The sequence below is a fragment of the Tessaracoccus flavus genome, from assembly GCF_001997295.1.
Classification (GTDB): domain Bacteria; phylum Actinomycetota; class Actinomycetes; order Propionibacteriales; family Propionibacteriaceae; genus Arachnia; species Arachnia flava.
Genome location: NZ_CP019605.1, coordinates 1702848 through 1720945, shown reverse-complemented (window position 1 = coordinate 1720945; position 18098 = coordinate 1702848). Strand labels below are relative to the sequence as shown.

General features: G+C 68.6%; 15 protein-coding genes. 13 read left to right on the top strand and 2 right to left on the bottom strand.

Going from position 1 to position 18098, the window contains the following annotated elements:
* Nucleotides 1-5 precede the first annotated feature (5 nt).
* The 9 genes from tatC to ilvC all read left to right on the top strand — a co-directional run bounded on the left by tatC (nt 6) and on the right by ilvC (nt 9917).
* Nucleotides 6-878 carry a twin-arginine translocase subunit TatC gene (gene tatC, locus RPIT_RS07930; protein ID WP_077342134.1) on the top strand — a complete coding sequence of 291 codons (873 nt, stop codon included), beginning with the start codon at nt 6-8 and terminating at the stop codon, nt 876-878.
* Entirely contained in the window at nt 875-1789 is a 915-nt protein-coding gene (locus RPIT_RS07925; RefSeq protein WP_077342132.1) for a diacylglycerol/lipid kinase family protein, read from the top strand. The genes tatC and RPIT_RS07925 overlap by 4 nt, the downstream gene beginning before the upstream one ends.
* A gap of 34 nt (nt 1790-1823) precedes the next feature.
* Nucleotides 1824-4577 carry a DEAD/DEAH box helicase gene (locus tag RPIT_RS07920; protein ID WP_077342130.1) on the top strand — a complete coding sequence of 918 codons (2754 nt, stop codon included), beginning with the start codon at nt 1824-1826 and terminating at the stop codon, nt 4575-4577.
* An 18-nt stretch (nt 4578-4595) separates the two neighbouring features.
* The gene (hisF, locus tag RPIT_RS07915) at nt 4596-5357 is read left to right on the top strand and encodes an imidazole glycerol phosphate synthase subunit HisF (protein WP_077342128.1); all 762 of its coding nucleotides are present in this window, start codon (nt 4596-4598) and stop codon (nt 5355-5357) included.
* A gap of 8 nt (nt 5358-5365) precedes the next feature.
* On the top strand, nt 5366-5758 hold the full coding sequence (locus tag RPIT_RS07910) for an HIT family protein (protein WP_077342126.1): 393 nt from the start codon (nt 5366-5368) through the stop codon (nt 5756-5758).
* 118 nt (nt 5759-5876) lie between these two features.
* Nucleotides 5877-6374 (top strand): hypothetical protein, encoded by a 498-nt coding sequence (locus tag RPIT_RS07905; RefSeq protein WP_077342124.1) that lies wholly within the window; start codon nt 5877-5879, stop codon nt 6372-6374.
* Between the two features lie 247 nt (nt 6375-6621).
* On the top strand, nt 6622-8364 hold the full coding sequence (locus tag RPIT_RS07900) for an acetolactate synthase large subunit (RefSeq protein WP_077342122.1): 1743 nt from the start codon (nt 6622-6624) through the stop codon (nt 8362-8364).
* The gene (gene ilvN, locus RPIT_RS07895) at nt 8361-8864 is read left to right on the top strand and encodes an acetolactate synthase small subunit (protein WP_077342120.1); all 504 of its coding nucleotides are present in this window, start codon (nt 8361-8363) and stop codon (nt 8862-8864) included. Before RPIT_RS07900 ends, ilvN begins: the two co-directional genes overlap by 4 nt.
* A 24-nt stretch (nt 8865-8888) precedes the next feature.
* Nucleotides 8889-9917 carry a ketol-acid reductoisomerase gene (gene ilvC, locus RPIT_RS07890; RefSeq protein ID WP_077342118.1) on the top strand — a complete coding sequence of 343 codons (1029 nt, stop codon included), beginning with the start codon at nt 8889-8891 and terminating at the stop codon, nt 9915-9917.
* A gap of 466 nt (nt 9918-10383) precedes the next feature.
* Here the strand turns inward: ilvC and RPIT_RS07885 are convergent, their stop codons facing one another.
* The gene (locus RPIT_RS07885) at nt 10384-10971 is read right to left on the bottom strand and encodes a GNAT family N-acetyltransferase (protein ID WP_162274518.1); all 588 of its coding nucleotides are present in this window, start codon (nt 10969-10971) and stop codon (nt 10384-10386) included.
* Between the two features lie 94 nt (nt 10972-11065).
* Between RPIT_RS07885 and ptsP the strand changes: the two genes are divergently transcribed.
* The gene (gene ptsP, locus RPIT_RS07880) at nt 11066-12766 is read left to right on the top strand and encodes a phosphoenolpyruvate--protein phosphotransferase (RefSeq protein ID WP_226996229.1); all 1701 of its coding nucleotides are present in this window, start codon (nt 11066-11068) and stop codon (nt 12764-12766) included.
* A 23-nt stretch (nt 12767-12789) separates the two neighbouring features.
* On the opposite strand, the gene RPIT_RS07875 is transcribed toward ptsP, so the two are convergent.
* Entirely contained in the window at nt 12790-13842 is a 1053-nt protein-coding gene (locus tag RPIT_RS07875) for a 3-isopropylmalate dehydrogenase (protein ID WP_077342116.1), read from the bottom strand.
* Between the two features lie 165 nt (nt 13843-14007).
* Here RPIT_RS07875 and cimA point away from each other — a divergent pair, with 165 nt between their 5' ends.
* From cimA to RPIT_RS07860, 3 genes are all read left to right on the top strand, one after another.
* Nucleotides 14008-15585 (top strand): citramalate synthase, encoded by a 1578-nt coding sequence (cimA, locus tag RPIT_RS07870; protein ID WP_077342114.1) that lies wholly within the window; start codon nt 14008-14010, stop codon nt 15583-15585.
* Nucleotides 15586-16231: 646 nt separating this feature from the next.
* Nucleotides 16232-17035, top strand: a complete 804-nt coding sequence (locus RPIT_RS07865) for a fumarylacetoacetate hydrolase family protein (RefSeq protein WP_077342112.1) — start codon at nt 16232-16234, stop codon at nt 17033-17035.
* Nucleotides 17032-17958, top strand: coding sequence for a CPBP family intramembrane glutamic endopeptidase (locus tag RPIT_RS07860; RefSeq protein WP_077342110.1), 927 nt, complete (start codon nt 17032-17034; stop codon nt 17956-17958). The genes RPIT_RS07865 and RPIT_RS07860 overlap by 4 nt, the downstream gene beginning before the upstream one ends.
* The last annotated feature ends 140 nt before the right edge of the window (nt 17959-18098 follow it).

Sequence of the window (18098 nt, the reverse complement as noted above, 5' to 3'; positions counted from 1 at the left end):
GTTCCATGACCACCGCATCCACCGAGCCGACGACCAAGCGCCGCCGGCTTGAGTGGCTGCGCCCACCCCAGGGCGGGCCGGGCGGCACGATGTCGCTGTACGACCATCTGCGCGAACTGCGCTACCGGGTCACGATCGCCGCGGGGGCGATCTTCCTGTCCGCCATCTTTTCGATCCTCTTCTACCGCCAGCTCGTCAGCATCATCATGGCGCCCTGGATGCGGGCGAGAACCGCCCTTGAGGCGGCCCGCCCCGACGCGAACCTCATGGTCGTCAACAACGGCGTGACAAGCTCGTTCACGTTCGCGGTGGTGCTGTGCCTCGTTGCGGGCGTGATGCTGTCAGTGCCGGTGTGGCTCTACCAGCTGTGGGCCTTCGTCGCCCCCGGGCTGGTGGCCAAGGAGAAGAAGTACGCACTGGCGTTCATCGGTGCCGCGACGCCGTTGTTCCTTGCGGGATGCGCGCTGGGCTACTACGTGTGGCCCAAGGGCATCGAGGTCCTGTTGAGCTTCACGCCACAGGATATGGGCATCACCAACATGCAGGACATGGCCGAGTTCCTCAGCATGGAGATCAAGATCATCCTGGTCTTCGGGCTGAGCTTCATCCTCCCTGTGATCGTCGTCGCCCTCAACATGGCGGGCGTCGTGCGGGGCTACATGCTCAAGCGTTGGCGCAAGGGCGTGATCTTCGGCAGCGTGGTCCTGGCCGCCGTCGCCACCCCCACCACCGACCCGTTCTCCATGCTGGCGCTCGCCGTGCCGGTGTCGGGCATGTTCCTCATCGCCGAAGTGATCTGTCGCGTCTGGGACAAGAAGCGCGGCATCGACGAGCAGTTCGTCGCCGAGTTCGCCATCGATCTCGACGACGGCAAGTGACCTACAACGTCGCGAAGCGGCGGCTCGTCACGGTCGTCTGTAACGAACAGTCCGGCGGCGGTCGCGCGGGCCGTGTCCTCGGCAAGGTCGCGCGACGCCTCCGCGAGGGCCTGCCCGCCTCGCAACTGCACGTCGTCACCTCCGACTCGTTCGAGCAGGCGCGGGATCTGACCCGCACCGCCGCACTCGAGGCCACGGCGGGTGACATCGTCGTCGTCATGGGCGGCGACGGGATGGCGCACCTCGGACTCAACGCCTGCGCGAACACCGACGCGACGCTGGGCATCATCCCGGCCGGGACGGGCAACGACTTCGCCCGCGGCGTCGGCGTCCCGTCCTCCATCAAGGAGGCCGTGGAGGCGCTGGTGCAGGGCCGCACCAGGGTCGTGGACCTGTCCCACGTCTCGAACGGGGCGGGCGAGCGCTACGTCGGCGCCGTCGTCTCCAGCGGGTACGACGCCCGCGTGAACCGGGCCACCAACGACATCAAGCTCCGGTTCGGGCCGCTCAGCTACGGCTACATCGCGCTGCGCGAGCTGGCCAACTTCTCTCCGATCCACTACCGGCTCACCATCGACGGAGAGCCGCGTGAGCTGGACGCCATGCTGGTAGCCGTCTGCAACACCGGCGTCTTCGGTGGGGGCATGCAGATCTCCCCGGACGCGGACCCCAGCGACGGGCTGCTCGACGTGACGATCATCCACGAGGCCTCGCGCGGCAAGTTGATGCGCCTCCTCCCGCTGACCTACACGGGGAGCTTCGTCAAAGACTCCGCGGTCGAGCGCTTCCGTGCCGCCCGCGTCGAGGTGGACGGAGACGGTCTCTTCGCGATGGGCGACGGCGAGGAGATCGGCGACGTCCCCGTCACCGTCGAGTGCGCCCCGAGCGCGCTGCGCGTCATCGTCTCCTGACCTCTCATTACCCCCATCCTGCTAGTTTGGCTGGGTGACTACCGACGACGCTGTGCTGGAGTTCGCCAAGCTCTACCCCTTCGGACTCGACGAGTATCAGCTCAACGGGTGCCACGAGCTGGCCGAGGGCCGCGGGGTGCTCGTCGCCGCGCCGACCGGAGCCGGCAAGACGGTGGTGGGGGAGTTCGCCGTCTACCTCGCCGTCGAGCAGCACCGCAAGTGCTTCTACACCACGCCGATCAAGGCGCTGTCGAATCAGAAGTATCACGACCTCGTCGAGCGCTACGGACCCGAACGCGTCGGCCTGCTGACCGGTGACGTATCGGTCAACTCCGAGGCGCAGATCGTCGTCATGACCACCGAGGTGCTGCGCAACATGATCTACGCCGGGTCGCCCACGCTGGGCAACCTCGGTTTCGTCGTCATGGACGAGGTGCACTACCTGGCCGACCGGTTCAGGGGCCCCGTGTGGGAAGAAGTCATCCTGGGGCTGGCCGAGTCCGTGCAGATCGTCGCCCTCTCCGCGACGGTGAGCAACGTCGAGGACTTCGGCGACTGGCTCCGCGCCGTCCGCGGGGAGTTCTCCGTCGTGGTCTCCGAGCGTCGCCCGGTGCCGCTGTTCCAGCACGTCCTGGTCGGTCGCAAGCTCATCGACCTGTTTGAGGGTGTGGCGCCGACCGCGCAGGAGATGCCCGCCGAGCGCGCCGCGAAGGTCAACAAAGAACTGCTGCGCGTCAGCAAGGGCGAGGCCACCCGCGTGCGCGACGACGCCCGTCGACCGCGGGGCCGGTCGGGGCGCGGCAAGCAGCACCACGGGCAGGGTTCGGGCCAGTACGGCGACGCGGCGCACGGACGCTTCAAGACCCGCCCCACCAGCCGCGGCGAGGTGGCTGTCGTGCTCGACCGTGCCGAGCTGCTCCCCGCGATCTGCTTCATCTTCTCCCGCGTCGGCTGCGACGCCGCCGTGCGGCAGGTATACGAGGCCGGCATCACGCTGACCAACCGCGCGGAGGCCGCCCTTCTCGGCGACATCGCCGATCGCCACGTGCTCGGCCTCAGCCAGGCCGACCTCGCAGCGCTGAAGTTCGAGGACTTCCGCGATGCGTTGATGGCGGGGGTCGCAGCCCACCACGCCGGGCAGCTGCCCGCGTTCAAGGCGATTGTCGAGGAGGGGTTCTCCACCGGCGCGCTCAAACTGGTCTTCGCCACCGAAACACTGGCGCTCGGCATCAACATGCCCGCCCGCACCGTCGTCATCGAGAAGCTCGTCAAGTACAACGGCGAGAGCCACGTCGACATCACGCCGGGGGAGTACACCCAGCTGACGGGGCGCGCGGGCCGCCGCGGCATCGACGTCGAGGGCCACGCCGTCGTGCTGTGGCAGTCGGGCATGGATCCGCGGGCGGTCGCCGGTCTGGCGTCGCGGCGCACCTACCCGTTGCGCTCGAGCTTCGCGCCCACGTACAACATGGCCGTCAACCTCATGGCCACGCTCGGCCGGGACCGCGCACGTGAGCTGCTCAACCAGTCGTTCGCGCAGTTCCAGACCGACAAGTCGGTGGTCACCGCCTCCCGCGTCGGACGGCAACTGCAGGCTGATCTGGCCGCCGCCAGTGAGGCGGTCGAGTGCCACCTGGGCGACTTCATGGAGTACGCCCGCCTCCGCGACGAGGTCTCCAGACTCGAGGCCGAGACGTCGAAGGCGCGCAAGGCGCAGCGTCAGGAGTCGCTTGGGCGCAGCCTGACCGAGCTCATGGCGGGAGACATCGTCTTCGTACCGCGGCAGGGCTGGTCGGTCGTGCTGAACGTGGGGCAGAAGACCCACCGCGGGGGCGAGCCGTGGGCGCAGATCATCTCGGGCGATCACACCGTCTTGAAGCTGCAGCCCTACGACCTCCGCGAGCCACTCAAGCCTGTGGGACGCGTCCGGGTGCCGCGGGACTTCTCCGTCCGCGACCGGCGTGACCGCAGGTCCCTGCTTAGCGCCATGTCGAACAAGCTCGACCAGGTCGATCCCGAGGTTCCCGACACCGAGGAGGTCACCGACGAGTCCGTCGCGCGGGAGATCAAGGCGCTCCGCGCGGAACTCACGGCCCATCCCTGCCACCAGTGCCCGGACCGCGAGCTGCACGCCGTGGAGGCGGCGCGGGTCATCAGGCTGGAGCGGGAGGCACGGCGCACCGAGGAGCAGGTGACGGGGCGCGCCAACTCGCTGGCCGTGCAGTTCGACCGCGTGCTGGCGGTCCTCGAGGACCTCGGCTACCTCGACGGCGACGAACTGACCGACGCCGGCCGGATGCTGCGCCGCATCTACAACGAGCTGGATCTCGTGGCCGCAGAATGCGTCCGCCGCGACGTCTTCGCGGGCCTCACCCCGCCGCAGCTGGCGGCTGTCCTCTCGACGCTGCTCTACGAGTCGCGCCCGACGCGTGGCGCGATCCCGCCCCGCATGCCCGACCCGGCGTCGGAGCGCGCCCAGTCCGAGCTGCGGGCGATCTGGCGCGAGGTGGGCCAGCTGGAGCGCGCCCACAAACGCGACCGGGGCCGCGAGCCCGATATCGGCTTCGCCGAGGCCGCGTGGCGGTGGGCCAGCGGTCAGGAGCTGTCCAAGGTGCTGGCGACCAGCGACATGTCGGCGGGCGACTTCGTGCGCTGGGTGCGCCAGGTAGTGGACCTTGCTGGCCAGCTCGCCACAGCGGTCGGCCCCGGCGACCTGCGCCGGACCTGCCATCAGGTGGCCGACTCGATGCGCCGCGGGGTGGTCGCAGCGGACCTGACCGAGGACTGACCAGATAGCCTGGCACGCATGGCCGTTGCGTTGAGAGTGATCCCCTGCCTGGACGTCCACGACGGCAGGGTGGTCAAGGGCGTCAACTTCACGAACCTCCGCGACGCCGGGGACCCCGTCGAGCTGGCCGCCAAGTACTCCGCCGACGGCGCCGACGAACTGACGTTCCTCGACATCTCCGCCTCCTCCGACGGACGCGCCACCACGCGCGAGATGGTCGCGCGCTGCGCCGAGACCGTCTTCATCCCGTTGACCGTCGGCGGTGGGGTGCGCGAGGTCTCCGACGTCGACCTGCTGCTCCGGGCCGGGGCCGACAAAGTGGGCATCAACACCGGCGCGCTGGCCCGGCCGGGCGTCATCGACGAGATCGCCCGGGTCTTCGGCAACCAGGTGCTCGTACTGTCGGTCGACGCCCGTCGCGAGCCCGGTATGCCGTCGGGGTTCGGCGTCACGACGCACGGCGGCCGCCGGTCGGCCGGCGTCGACGCGATCGAGTGGGCACGCGAGGCCTGCGACCGCGGGGTCGGGGAGATCCTCCTCAACTCGATGGACGCCGACGGCACCACCGATGGCTTCGACATCGAGATGCTGACCGCAGTGCGGCAGGTGGTGGACGTGCCCCTCATCGCCTCGGGCGGGGCGGGCACCGTCGAGCACTTCGTCGAGGCGGCCAGGGCTGGCGCCGACGCGGTGCTTGCGGCGAGCGTCTTCCACTACCAGAGCCTCACCGTCGCTGAAGTCAAGGACGGCCTGCGCACCGCAGGTTTCGAGGTCCGCTAGGAGGAGCCATGGACTGTCTGTTCTGCAAGATCGCCGCGGGGGAGATACCGTCGAAGAAGGTCTACGAGGATGAGGTGGCGTTCGCGTTCCTCGACATCTCGCCCTGGCAGGAGGGCCACACTCTCGTCGTCCCCAAGCGCCACATCGCCGATGTCCTCGCCGACGACGACGTGCTCGCCGAGATCGCGCCCGCAGTCGCGCGGGTGGGTCGGCTGTTGATCGACAAGTTAGGCGCGGATGCCTGCAACGTCGTGTCGAACGCGGGTGCCGCGTCGGGGCAGGAAGTGTTCCACGCCCACGTGCATGTGCTGCCGCGTTGGGCGAGCAACCCCGGAGTCGGCAACATGAAGGCCGAGGTCATTGCGGATCTGGACGACGTGCGGGAGAAAATCCGCGCATAATATGACACGCTGTCGTAGAGGGTAATACCACCCCCTGGTAAGGGTAGGAATACCTAACCCTAGTGTGGTATCCCAAGAGGACGTGGACGCGTCCTACGCAAACGGAAAGGGTCCTCTAATGAAGGCCACCAAAATCGTCGGCATCGTGTCGATCATCGCCGGGCTCATCATGATCGTGGCCGGCGCCATCACGTGGGGTGTCGTCACCTCGCAGCTCAAGGCCGAGAACATCACGGTTCCCGGCGACTCGGAGTTCATGGGCGGCGCCTACGCCGGCGAGAAGGTCGGCGGCCCGCTGAGCGCCTACGCCCAGGCGGACATCATCAACGTGCACGCACTTGAAGGTTCCGGCGGCGAAACGTACGCCACGCTTGGCACGCTGGCTAACGAAGCACGCGAGGCTGGCGACGAGGCCAAGGCGGAGGAGTACCAGGCTCAGCGCGCGACGATGATGAACGCCTCCTTCCTTCGTTCGTCGCTGTTCAGCTCCGTCATCGCCTACGGCGTGTCGGCGCTCGTCATGGGCCTGGGTCTGATCCTCGGCCTCATCGGCTGGGCACTGACCACGATCCGCAACCGCGAGTACGTGGCCGACGGCGCGGCTGTGCGCCACTGACGCAGACGTCACCAGACGGCGGGCCGGGTATAACACCCGGCCCGCCGTCTTATATGTCGGAACGCGGTTGCGCGTTGCTTGACAGCGGGCGCGTCAACGGCGAAGGTTGACCCATGCCCAGCAGCCAGCTCGTAATTCCCTAAGCGCTTTCGGTAATTTTCTCCGAAGCGCTCCCTCGTGTGCCCCATCGGGCAGCGGGGGTTTTTTCTTGGAATCAGGGGCCAGCATCTACGGAAGGGAGTGGGCCATGACAGACAAAGACGGTCAGGTCATGACGGGAGCCCAGGCACTCGTCGAGTCGCTCGAACGGATGGGTGTCGATGTAGCGTTCGGGATCCCCGGCGGCGCGATTCTGCCTGCCTACGACCCGCTCTACGACTCGAAGATCCGCCACATCCTGGTGCGCCACGAGCAGGGCGCGGGCCACGCCGCTGAGGGCTACGCGATGAGCTCTGGCCGCGTCGGCGTCTGCATCGCGACGTCCGGCCCGGGGGCGACCAACCTCGTGACCCCCATCGCCAACGCCTACATGGACTCCACGCCGCTCGTGGCGATCACCGGCCAGGTCAACAGCCACGCGATCGGCACCGACGCGTTCCAGGAGGCTGACATCCGGGGCATCACGATGCCGATCACGAAGCACAGCTTCCTCATCAAGGACGTGCGCGACATCCCGCTGGCGATCCAAGAGGCGTTCCACATCGCCGGCACGGGTCGCCCGGGTCCGGTGCTCGTCGACATCGCGAAAGACGCCCTCGTCGCCACCGCGCCGTTCATCTGGCCGACCGAGCTCGACCTGCCCGGCTACAAGCCGACGATCCGCCCGCACTCGCGGCAGATCCGGGCCGCGGCCAAGATGATCTCCGAGTCCAAGCGCCCGGTGCTCTACGTCGGCGGCGGCGTGATGAGCGCCCGCGCGTCGGCCGAGCTCGCCGAGTTCGTCGAGAAGACCCACATCCCCGTCGTCACGACGCTGATGGCGCGCGGAGTCTTCCCCGACAGCCACGAGCTGAACATGGGCATGCCCGGCATGCACGGCACCGTCGCCGCCGTCGGCGCCCTGCAGAAGTCGGACCTGCTTATCGCTCTCGGCACGCGCTTCGACGACCGCGTCACCGGAAAGCTCGACAGCTTCGCCACCGGCGCCAAGATCATCCACGCCGACATCGACCCGGCCGAGATCGGCAAGAACAAGCCGGTCGACATCCCGATCGTCGGTGACGTCAAGGAGACGCTGCGGCAGCTGAATGAGGCCATCGAGGCCTACCCGGCTCCCGAGGCAGACGCCTGGCGCAGGCAGTTGACGTCGATGAAGGCTCGGTACCAGCCGCGCTGGGAGGAGGCGCCCGACGGTCGCCTGTCGCCCCAGGAGGTGGTCCAGCGGATCGGGCAGCTGAGCCCCAGCGACTCGATCTACGTCACCGGGGTGGGTCAGCACCAGATGTGGGCCGCGCACTTCCTGCCGCACGAGCACCCGAACGTGTGGCTCAACTCCGGCGGCGCCGGGACCATGGGGTTCTGCGTGCCGGCCGCGATGGGGGCGAAGGTCGCCAACCCGGATGCCACGGTCTGGGGCATCGACGGCGACGGCTGCTTCCAGATGACCAACCAGGAGCTGGTCACCTGTGCGATCAACAACATCCCGATCAAGATCGCAGTCATCAACAACCACGCGCTGGGCATGGTGCGCCAGTGGCAGTCCCTCTTCTACGAGGGCCGCTACTCCAACACCGATCTCATGACCGAGTCGCTGCCCAACTTCCCGATGCTCGCTGAAGCCATGGGCTGCGTCGGGCTCCGCGCCACCAACGAGGTGGAGATGGAGGCTGCCATCCAGCAGGCGCTCGAGATCAACGACCGCCCGGTCGTCGTCGAGTTCGTCGTGCACAAGGACGCGATGGTGTGGCCGATGGTGCCCGCCGGCGTCAGCAACGACGAGATCATCGTGGCCCGCAACATGGCCCCCGAATGGGAAGAGGAAGTGCTGTGAACACCCACACCCTGTCGATCCTGGTCTCCAACAAGCCAGGCGTCCTGACCCGCATCGCGGCGCTGTTCTCGCGGCGCGGATTCAACATCCAGAGCCTCGCCGTCGGCCCCACGGAGCGCGACCAGGTGTCGCGCATGACAGTCGTGGCTCAGGTGGAGGACGACGCCGCGCTCGAGCAGATCGTCAAGCAGCTCAACAAGCTCATCGAGGTGCGCAAGGTGCTGGAGCTCGGCCCCAGCGCGGTGCTGCGGGAGATGATGCTGGTCAAGGTGCGTGCCGACGTCGGCACCCGCAGCCAGGTCATCGACGTGGTCAGCCTGTTCCGCGGGAAGGCCGTCGACGTGTCGGCCGACACCATCACCATCGAGGCCACCGGCAGCCAGGAGAAGCTGACGGCGCTGCTGGAGATGCTCACGCCCCACGGCGTCATCGAACTCGTTCAGTCGGGGCAGGTCGCGCTGGGGCGCGGCGCCAAGGTCCTGGCCGAGAAGTCCAAGTAGAAACCCAACTAGGAGAACCCTTTCATGGCAGAAATGTTTTACGACAACGACGCCGACCTGTCGATCATCCAGGGTCGCAGCGTCGCCGTCATCGGCTACGGCTCGCAGGGCCACGCGCACGCGCTGAACCTGCGTGACTCGGGCGTCGACGTCCGCGTCGGGCTTCGCCCGGGCTCGTCGTCGGCCGCCAAGGCCGAGGCCGAGGGCCTGCGGGTGCTGCCGGTGGCCGAGGCCGTCGAGGAAGCCGACCTCATCATGATCCTCGCCCCCGACCAGGTCCAGCGCAAGGTCTACGCCGAAGAGATCGAGCCGCACCTGACCAAGGGCGACGCGCTGTTCTTCGCGCACGGCTTCAACATCCGTTTCGGCTACATCACTCCGCCGGAGGGCGTCGATGTCTGCATGGTCGCGCCGAAGGGCCCCGGCCACCTGGTGCGCCGCGAGTACGCGAACGGACGCGGCGTGCCCGCGATCATCGCCGTCGAGAAGGACGAGACCGGCAACGCCTGGCCGCTGGCGCTGAGCTACGCCAAGGCCATCGGCGCGCTGCGCGCCGGGGGTATCAAGACGACGTTCACCGAGGAGACCGAGACCGACCTGTTCGGCGAGCAGGCCGTCCTGTGTGGCGGTGCGTCGGCGCTGGTCCAGGCGGGCTTCGAGACCCTCGTCGAGGCTGGCTACCAGCCCGAGGTGGCCTACTTCGAGTGCCTGCACGAGCTGAAGCTGATCGTCGACCTCATGTACGAAGGTGGCATCGCCAAGCAGCGCTGGAGCGTGTCGGACACCGCTGAGTACGGCGACTACGTCTCCGGCCCGCGCGTCATCGACGAGCGCGTCAAGGAGAACATGAAGGCCGTCCTCACCGACGTCCAGAACGGTGCGTTCGCCAAGCGCTTCATCGACGACCAGGACGCTGGCGCGCCGGAGTTCAAGGAGCTCCGCGCCAAGGGTGAGGCGCACCCGATCGAGGAGACCGGCCGCGAGCTGCGCAAGCTCATGAGCTGGGTCAAGACCGACGACACCGACTACGTCGAGGGTTCCGCCGCCCGCTGATCCAAGCGTTGAGAGGCGCCCCCACCGAGTAATCGGTGGGGGCGCTTTGGTCTCCTCCACGTTCCCTCACCTGGAGGTCAGCCTTGAGCCGACGGTTTCACCGGAACGCCAACGCAGAGACCGCAACGCCAACGGTTCCACCGCAACGCCAACGGTTTCACCGGAACGCCAACGGTTTCACCGGAACGCCAACGACCACAACCACACGCCCCCGGAACCCATCGACGCCCCCGAGATATCAGGGGCGTCGACGGTTATCGTCGGCGAGTTCCGATCCACGTTGGCGTTTCGGTCTCTGCGTTGGCGTTTCGGGGCTCACCCCGACCCCCTCACCTGGGAAACAGCCTTCCCTGACCCACGGTGGCGCGTCGAATGGCCCGCCATGTCCGGCGCGGATGGCCGGGCCGTTTGTTCATCCTGAAGAAACGATGTGCCAGCCCCTACATGACGGTCGCGATACGTTTTCTCAGGGTGAATCGGTCGGAAGACGGCGCTGAGCACCGCGGTCCAGCCAGTCGTCGGCGCTCATGGCGTAGACGAGGTTGTCGTCCCACTGCCCGCGCCACCAGTACGACTTCGGCGCCAGCGACTCTGGCCGCATGCCCAGCCGCTCCAGCACCCGCTTCGACGCGTCGTTCTGCGGCGAGAGCTGCGCGACGATGCGGTGGCAGCCGAGCCGCGATACGAGGTCGTCCACCACCGCTGCGGCGGCCTCGGTGGCGCAGCCCTTCCCCTGGTACTCGGGCCGGAGGGTGAAGCCGATCTCCGCGACCCCATCCTCACCTGGCCGGTTGTGCTCGTCGAGACCGACGTAGACGTCGCCGATGAGCTCGCCGTCGAATTCGATGCCGATGTTGCGTGAATCCCCGGGCTCCAAGTCCACCCACGTCTCGGCCACCTGTCGCTCCACGCGATCCCGCGTGACGGGCAGCTCCCAATCCTGCAGCGCGCTGACGGCGGGGTGGTTGCGGTAGGCCACGATGACGTCCACGTCCTCAGTGCGCAGGGGTCGCAGGAGCAGGCGGTCGGTGCGGATGGGGTAGGCGGTGTCCACACAGTCAGTATCGCTCGCGGATCTTCGTTTGAACGCCTGTCGTCGGAACCACGCTGCGGCCCGCGGGTCACAGCCGGTGGTTACACTCGGGAAGATGACCAACAGCGTTGAGATGCCCGGCGCGCACGTCGTCGCCCCACTGACGGGCGTGGGCGTCAGCGGCGGGTCCGCGGTGGGCGTCGTGGCCGTGGTCTCCCTGCCGGAACCGCTGCCCGACGAGGCGGCCTCGGCCGATCCCGCCGGCGACCTCGCCCGGGTCGGGGACGCGCTGGAGACGGTGGCGGCCAAGCTCGACGCCACCGCAGCCTCCCTCAGCGGTGACGCCGCCGAGATGCTGGGCGCCGCAGCGGCCATCGCCCGCGACCCGGGTCTGCTCGACGCCGTCGAGGAGAACCTGCGCAGTCAGGGCCCAGCGCATGCGCTGCACGCCGCGGTGGAGGGCTACGCCGCCCAGTTCGAGGAGCTGGGGGGCTACTTCGCGGAACGGGTCACGGACCTGCTGGATGTGGGGCGTCGCGCCGAGGCGGTGCTGCTCGACCGCCCGATGCCCGGGGTGCCGGAGCTCACCGAACCTAGCGTGGTCATCGCCCACGACCTGGCCCCGGCCGACACCGCCATGATGGATCCCGCGCTGGTGGTGGGCATCGTCACCGAGGCCGGGGGGCGGACCAGCCACACCGCGATCCTGGCGTCGCAGCGGGGGATCCCCGCGATCGTGCAGGCCCAGGGTGCCCTGTCGCTCACCGACGGGACACGCGTCGGCATCGACGGCGATAGCGGAGAACTGGTCGTCGACCCCGACGACGCCTGGCTCGCGGTCAGGGCCGAGAAGGCCCGCGCGCGGGAGCGGGTCGCCACGCTGACGGGGCCGGGCCAGACCAGCGACGGTCACCCCGTCATGCTGCTGGCCAATATCGGCAACGTCGCAGACGCTGAACTGGCCGGCGCGACCGACGTCGAGGGCGTCGGGCTGTTCCGCACCGAGTTCCTCCACCTGTCGGCCAGCACCGCCCCCACCGTGGAGCAGCAGGCGGCCGAGTACGTCCGGATCCTCGCGCCGTTCGGGGAGCGTCCCGTCACGGTGCGCACCCTGGACGCGGGCGCCGACAAGCCGCTGGCGTTCGCCGACCTCGGGCCGGAGCCGAACCCGGCGTTGGGGCGTCGGGGCCTGCGGCTGATGCGGGAGCGCGAGGACCTGCTCGACGACCAACTGGCGGCCTTGGCTCTCGCCGCCGCCGAGACCGGCGCGGACGTGAAGGTGATGGCCCCGATGGTGGCCACCACGAGTGAAGCGGCCTGGTTCACCCGTCGCGCCCACGACGCCGGACTGCCCACGGCGGGCGTGATGATGGAGGTGCCGTCGTCCGCGCTGCGCGCGCAGCACATCCTTAAGGTGACCGACTTCGCCAGCCTGGGCACGAACGACCTTGCGCAGTACACGATGGCCGCCGACCGCATGGTGGGGGAGCTGTCCGACCTGCTCGACCCGTGGCAACCGGCCGTGCTGGACATGGTCGCCGTCGCCTGTGAGGGCGGGCGCGTCGCCGGGAAACCCGTCGGGGTCTGCGGGGAATCCGCCGGCGATCCGCTCATGGCGCTGGTCCTCGCGGGCCTCGGTGTGGCGAGTCTCTCCATGGCCCCCCAACGGGTGCCCATGGTCCGCTACGCCCTCTCCCTCCACACGGCAGCTGACTGCCGGCGGATGGCCGAGGCCGCTCGGGCCGCCGACTCCCCGGACGAGGCACGGGAAGCCGCGCACGCCCTCGCCTCAGGGGAGCTGACGGAGCTTCTCTGACCCTCCTGTCGGGAGATCCCGGTTCAGGCGAGCCGGGCGGCGATCCTGTCGCCGATCTCCACAGTGCCGAGCTTCTCGGAGCCGCGGGCTTCGATGTCGGCGGTCACCGCGTCGTCGATCCGCTTGGCGAGCTCGGGCTTGCCGAGGTGGTCGAGCAGCAGCGCCATCGAGGAGATGGCGGCGGTGGGGTCGGCGATGCCCTGGCCAGCGATGTCGGGGGCCGAGCCGTGGACGGGCTCGAACATCGACGGGTACTCACCGGTCGGGTTGATGTTGGCCGACGCGGCCAGGCCGATGCCGCCTGTCACTGCTGCCGCGAGGTCGGTGACGATGTCGCCGAACAGGTTGTCGGTGACGATGACGTCGAACTGGCTGGGGTCGACGACCAGCGCGATCATCGCGGCGTCGATGTGCAGGTACTTCTGCTCGACGTCGGGGAACTCCTGACCGACCTCGGTGAAGATGCGGTTCCACAGGCTGCCGGCGTTGACCAGCACGTTGTGCTTGTGCAGTAGCGTGAGGTGGCCGCGGCGCGCCTGGGCGCGGCGGTAGGCGTCGCGGACGACGCGTTCGACGCCGTAGGCGGTGTTGACCGACACCTCGGTGGCGAGTTCGTGCGGGGTGCCGACGCGCACGGCGCCGCCGTTGCCGCAGTAGAGGCCCTCGGTGCCCTCCCGGACGACGACGAAGTCGACGGTCTTGCCGTCGACGATGCGCGGGGCCAGGGGAGTGGGCACGCCGGGGTAGAGCTTCGAGGGGCGCAGGTTGACCGCGTGATCGAACGCGAAGCGGAGCTTCAGCAGGAGCCCGCGCTCCAATAGCCCGCTCGGGATCGCCTTGGAGCCGGGGGCGGCGCCGACGGCGCCCAGCACGATCGCGTCGACGCCCTTCAGCTCATCGAGGACCGAGTCGGGCAGCACCTCGCCGGTGCGCTGCCAGCGCTCGGCGCCGAGGTCGTAGTGGACGAAGTTGAAGGCGTCGGCGCCTGCGACGGCCGTCAGCGCCTTGAGCGCCTCGGCGGTCACCTCGGGGCCGATCCCGTCGCCGCCGATCACCGCAATGTTGCTGGAAGTCATGCGCTGCACCCTACGGGAGCGACGGTCGCGGCTGCCCCGGTGTCCGTGCCGCGGTCCAGGGGATGAGACGCGGTTGGCAACCGCCTGATAAACAGCCGGCGGCGGGAGGGTCGGCCCGGGGTATTGTTCGGGCGAGACCGCCCCCCCACCCGTCTGGAGATCTCAATGCCGACGCTCCCAACGCGCCCCGCCGAGTTCCACGTCTTCGACACCTCCCTGCGCGACGGCGCGCAGCAGGAGGGTCTGCACCTGTCCGTGGCCGACAAGCTCAAGATTGCGTGCTACCTCGACGAGCTGGGCGTCACCTTCATCGAGGGCGGCTGGCCGGGCGCCAACCCGAACGACACCGAGTTCTTCGTCAAGGCGAAGGAGCTGGGGCTGAAGCGGTCCAAGCTGGTCGCGTTCGGCGCCACACGCAAGGCGGGCGCGAAGGCGTCGGAGGATGCTCTGACCCGCGCGCTGGTCGACGCCGACACCGAGTACATCTGCATCGTCGCCAAGAGCCACGACGAGCATGTGCACCGTGCGCTGCGCACCACGCTCGAGGAGAACCTCGAGATGATCACCGACACCGTGCAGTACCTCAAGAGCCAGGGCCGCCACGTGTTCGTCGACTGCGAGCACTTCTTCGACGGCTACCGCGCCAACCCGGAGTACGCCATCCAGGTGGTGCAGACCGCCCACGACGCCGGCGCCGAGGTGGTTGTCCTCTGCGACACCAACGGCGGCATGCTGCCGAGCTGGATGGGTGAGGTGGTCGAGGCGGCCGCCGCCACCGGCGCGAACCTCGGCATCCACTGCCACAACGACACGGCCTGCGCGGTGGCCAACACCCTGGCCGCCGTCGAGGCCGGCGTCATGCACGTGCAGGGGACGTTCAACGGCTACGGGGAGCGCACCGGCAACGCCGACCTCTCCGCGCTCATCCCCAACCTGCAGCTGAAGTACGGCTGGGACATCCTGCCGGCCGACCAGCTGGCCGACCTCACCCGCGTCGCGCATGCGATCGCGCTGGTGGCGCACCAGCCGCTGCTCGGTCGCCAGCCGTACGTGGGGGCGTCGAGCTTCGCGCACAAGGCCGGGCTGCACGCGTCTGCGATCAAGGTGGACGAGAACCTTTACCAGCACATCGACCCCTCCCTGGTGGGCAATGACATGCGGATGCTCATCTCCGACATGGCCGGGCGCGCGAACATCCAGATCAAGGGCGAGCAGCTGGGCTTCGACCTCGGCGACCGCGAGCTGGCCGCCCGCATCACCGAGACCGTCAAGGCGCGCGAGATGGAGGGCTACTCCTACGAGTCGGCCGACGCGAGCTTCGAGATGCTGCTGCGCGATCAGCTGGGCGTGCTGGAGCTGCCGTTCGAGGTGCACTCGTGGCGGGTCTTCACCGAGGAGCGCGACGGCATCAACATCTCCGAAGCCACGGTCAAGCTGACCGCGAAGGGCGAGCGCCACATGGTGGTAGGCGAGGGCAACGGCCCGGTCAACGCGCTCGACGGCGCCCTGCGCGACGCGCTGAAGGTGCCGTTCCCGGAGGTGGGGGAGTTCGAGCTCACCGACTACCGCGTGCGCATCCTCGACGAGGGCCACGGCACCGACGCCTCCGTCCGCACGCTCATCGACACGTCCTACAAGGAGTTCACGTGGACGACCGTCGGCGTGGGCACCAACGTCATCGAGGCCTCCTGGGAGGCCCTGATGGACTCGCTGGCCTACGGCCTCATCACCCACGTCCTCTAGCCCGACCTCTGACGTTTCCCTGGGTAGCGGCCGCGAGGAGCGACCGACGGCGTGGTTCTGACGTTTCCCTGAGTAGCGCCCGCGAGGAACGAGCGACGGCGTGGTTCTGACGTTTCCCTGAGTAGCGCCCGCGAGGAACGAGCGACGGCGTGGTCCGGGCGTTTCCCTGAGTAGCGCCCGCGAGGAACGAGCGACGGCGTGGTTCTGACGTTTCCCTGAGTAGCGCCCGCGAGGAACGAGCGAGCGCGTATCGAAGGGCTCGTGAGGAGTCCACTGACTAGGCCCACGTCGTCCGAAACGCCAACCGGTAGCCCCAATCGCCAACTGCCAGGCGGAAACGCCAACCGGCATCCCGCGACGCCTACGAGAATCATCGACGCCCCTGATACCTCACGGGCGTCGATGACTCTTATCGGCGAAAGGCCTTGTCGGTTGGCGTTTCCGGCTATCGGTTGGCTTTGTCCACTTTCTCGTTGGCGTTCGGGCGCACGTTTCCCTGAGTAGCGGCCGCGAGGAACGAGCGACCGCGTATCGAAGGGCTCGTAACCCAACCGCTCGCCCTGCCCACATCACGCCCGATCGGCACAGGCAGACGGAGGGTTCCATCGCGGTGCGTGGCCACGCCGTCGGCCACTAGTCTTGGGCCATGCGCATTGCTCGATTCGCCAAGGCTGGCCAGGACCCCACGTACGGAATCATTGAACTCGCCGTCGACGGCGGGGAGCATCCCGACACCATCGCGGCGCTGACGAGCGACCCGCTGGCCGGCGTCGCCGTCAACTACACCGGGGAGCGCCACGACCTCGACGACGTGCGTCTCCTCGCGCCGGTGATCCCGCGCTCGAAGGTGGTCGGCGTCGGGCGTAACTACGCCGCGCACGCCGCCGAGCTCGGCAACGAGGTGCCCGCCGAGCCGCTGCTGTTCTTCAAGCCCAACACGTCGGTCATCGGTCCGACCGACACCATCCTTCTCCCCGACGGCGCCGACGAGGTGCACTTCGAGGGCGAGCTGGCCATCGTCATCGGCCGCATCTGCAAGGAGGTGCCGGTCGAGCGTGCTGCCGACGTCATCTTCGGCTACACCATCGCCAACGACGTCACCTGCCGCAACTGGCAGCAGTCCGACGGCCAGTGGGCCCGCGCGAAGGGCGCCGACACGTTCTGCCCCATCGGGCCGTGGATCAACACGCACCTGACCCCCGACGAGGCGGGCCGCCTGTCGCTGCAGAGCCACGTCAACGGCGAACTCAAGCAGGACTCCAACACCTCGCACATGATCCGCGGGGTCGCGGAGCTCGTCTCTTACATCTCGGCGTTCACCACCCTGCTTCCGGGCGACCTCATCCTCACCGGCACCCCGGAGGGCGTCGGCCTGATCCGCCCGGGTGACGAGGTCAACATCGACATCGACGGGCTGGGCACGTTGAGCAACCCCGTCGACAAGGCGTGAGCCAAGAGCCGCAGCTGATCGCGACGGGTGCCCCGAGCGATCCGCCGTCGGGCCTGACGTACCCGCTCGCGCTCCGGCTGCGCGGGTCGTCGCCGTTCCAGGCGGTGTTCGGCATCCTCGTCGCGTTCAGCGCCTTCGCGCTGCTGGTGCCGTTGTTCTCCGAGCTGGTGCTGCGCGTGGCGCATCTGGTGCGCGGGGGAGGGGACTACGCGGCTTACCGCCAGCAGGCGGGCGCCTACGAATTGGCCGAGGGTCCGGCGGCTGGCCACTTAGCCCTGGCGCTCCTCATCCCGGTGTCGATCCTCATCGTGCGCTACATCCACGGGGTGCGTCCGCGCTGGCTGTTCTCGGTGCAGCCCGGCCTCCGGTGGCGCTACCTGGCGATCATGCTGGTGGTGGCTGCGCTGGCGCTCAACGGCGTGCTGTGGCTGTCGTTCCTCGCGAAGGGAGCCCCGGTCTTCCACGGCGGGCAGGACGGCTGGCTGACGTTCCTCCTGGTGGTGGCCGTCACGTCCCCGCTGCAGACGGCCGCCGAGGAGGTCTTCTTCCGCGGCTACCTGCTGCAGGCGATCGGATCTGCCAGCGGCCGCACGTGGGTGGGCGTCGTCGGCTCTGCGGTGCTGTTCGCGCTGCTCCACGGCGTGCAGAACCCGGCCCTGTTCGCGCACCGGCTCGCGTTCGGTCTGATCGCCGGCGCCCTCGTCGTCGTGACGGGGGGCCTCGAGGCGGGGATCGCAGCGCATGTGGTCAACAACATTGCGGCCTACGCATACGCGATGTTCACCACCTCGGTGGCCGAACTCCGTGCGATCACGGCGCTCTCCTGGGCCGACGCCGGGTGGGACATCCTCGGCTTCCTGACGGTCGCGCTGCTCGCCATCCTCCTCGCCCGACGCCTCCGCATGGCCGCCGCCACCCCCTAGCCCTCGTCGGCTGGGGCCGAGGGGGTTTGGTTGAGCAAATGAGATGGGTCAACATCGCGACACGCCGGTGTAACAGCGTTTGATTTCGTTGACCCATCTCACTTGCTCAAGTTATCCACAGCAAGACCCTCGGACGCGAT

What these genes read in the sequence shown, in the direction of transcription:
- hisF (WP_077342128.1), top strand. Translation starts at nt 4,596, where the DNA reads ATGGCCGTTGCGTTGAGAGTGATCCCCTGCCTGGACGTCCACGACGGC.
- cimA (WP_077342114.1), top strand. Translation starts at nt 14,008, where the DNA reads ATGCCGACGCTCCCAACGCGCCCCGCCGAGTTCCACGTCTTCGACACC.
- RPIT_RS07905 (WP_077342124.1), top strand. Translation starts at nt 5,877, where the DNA reads ATGAAGGCCACCAAAATCGTCGGCATCGTGTCGATCATCGCCGGGCTC.
- RPIT_RS07910 (WP_077342126.1), top strand. Translation starts at nt 5,366, where the DNA reads ATGGACTGTCTGTTCTGCAAGATCGCCGCGGGGGAGATACCGTCGAAG.
- tatC (WP_077342134.1), top strand. Translation starts at nt 6, where the DNA reads ATGACCACCGCATCCACCGAGCCGACGACCAAGCGCCGCCGGCTTGAG.
- ptsP (WP_226996229.1), top strand. Translation starts at nt 11,066, where the DNA reads ATGACCAACAGCGTTGAGATGCCCGGCGCGCACGTCGTCGCCCCACTG.
- RPIT_RS07875 (WP_077342116.1), bottom strand. Translation starts at nt 13,842, where the DNA reads ATGACTTCCAGCAACATTGCGGTGATCGGCGGCGACGGGATCGGCCCC.
- RPIT_RS07900 (WP_077342122.1), top strand. Translation starts at nt 6,622, where the DNA reads ATGACAGACAAAGACGGTCAGGTCATGACGGGAGCCCAGGCACTCGTC.
- RPIT_RS07865 (WP_077342112.1), top strand. Translation starts at nt 16,232, where the DNA reads ATGCGCATTGCTCGATTCGCCAAGGCTGGCCAGGACCCCACGTACGGA.
- ilvC (WP_077342118.1), top strand. Translation starts at nt 8,889, where the DNA reads ATGGCAGAAATGTTTTACGACAACGACGCCGACCTGTCGATCATCCAG.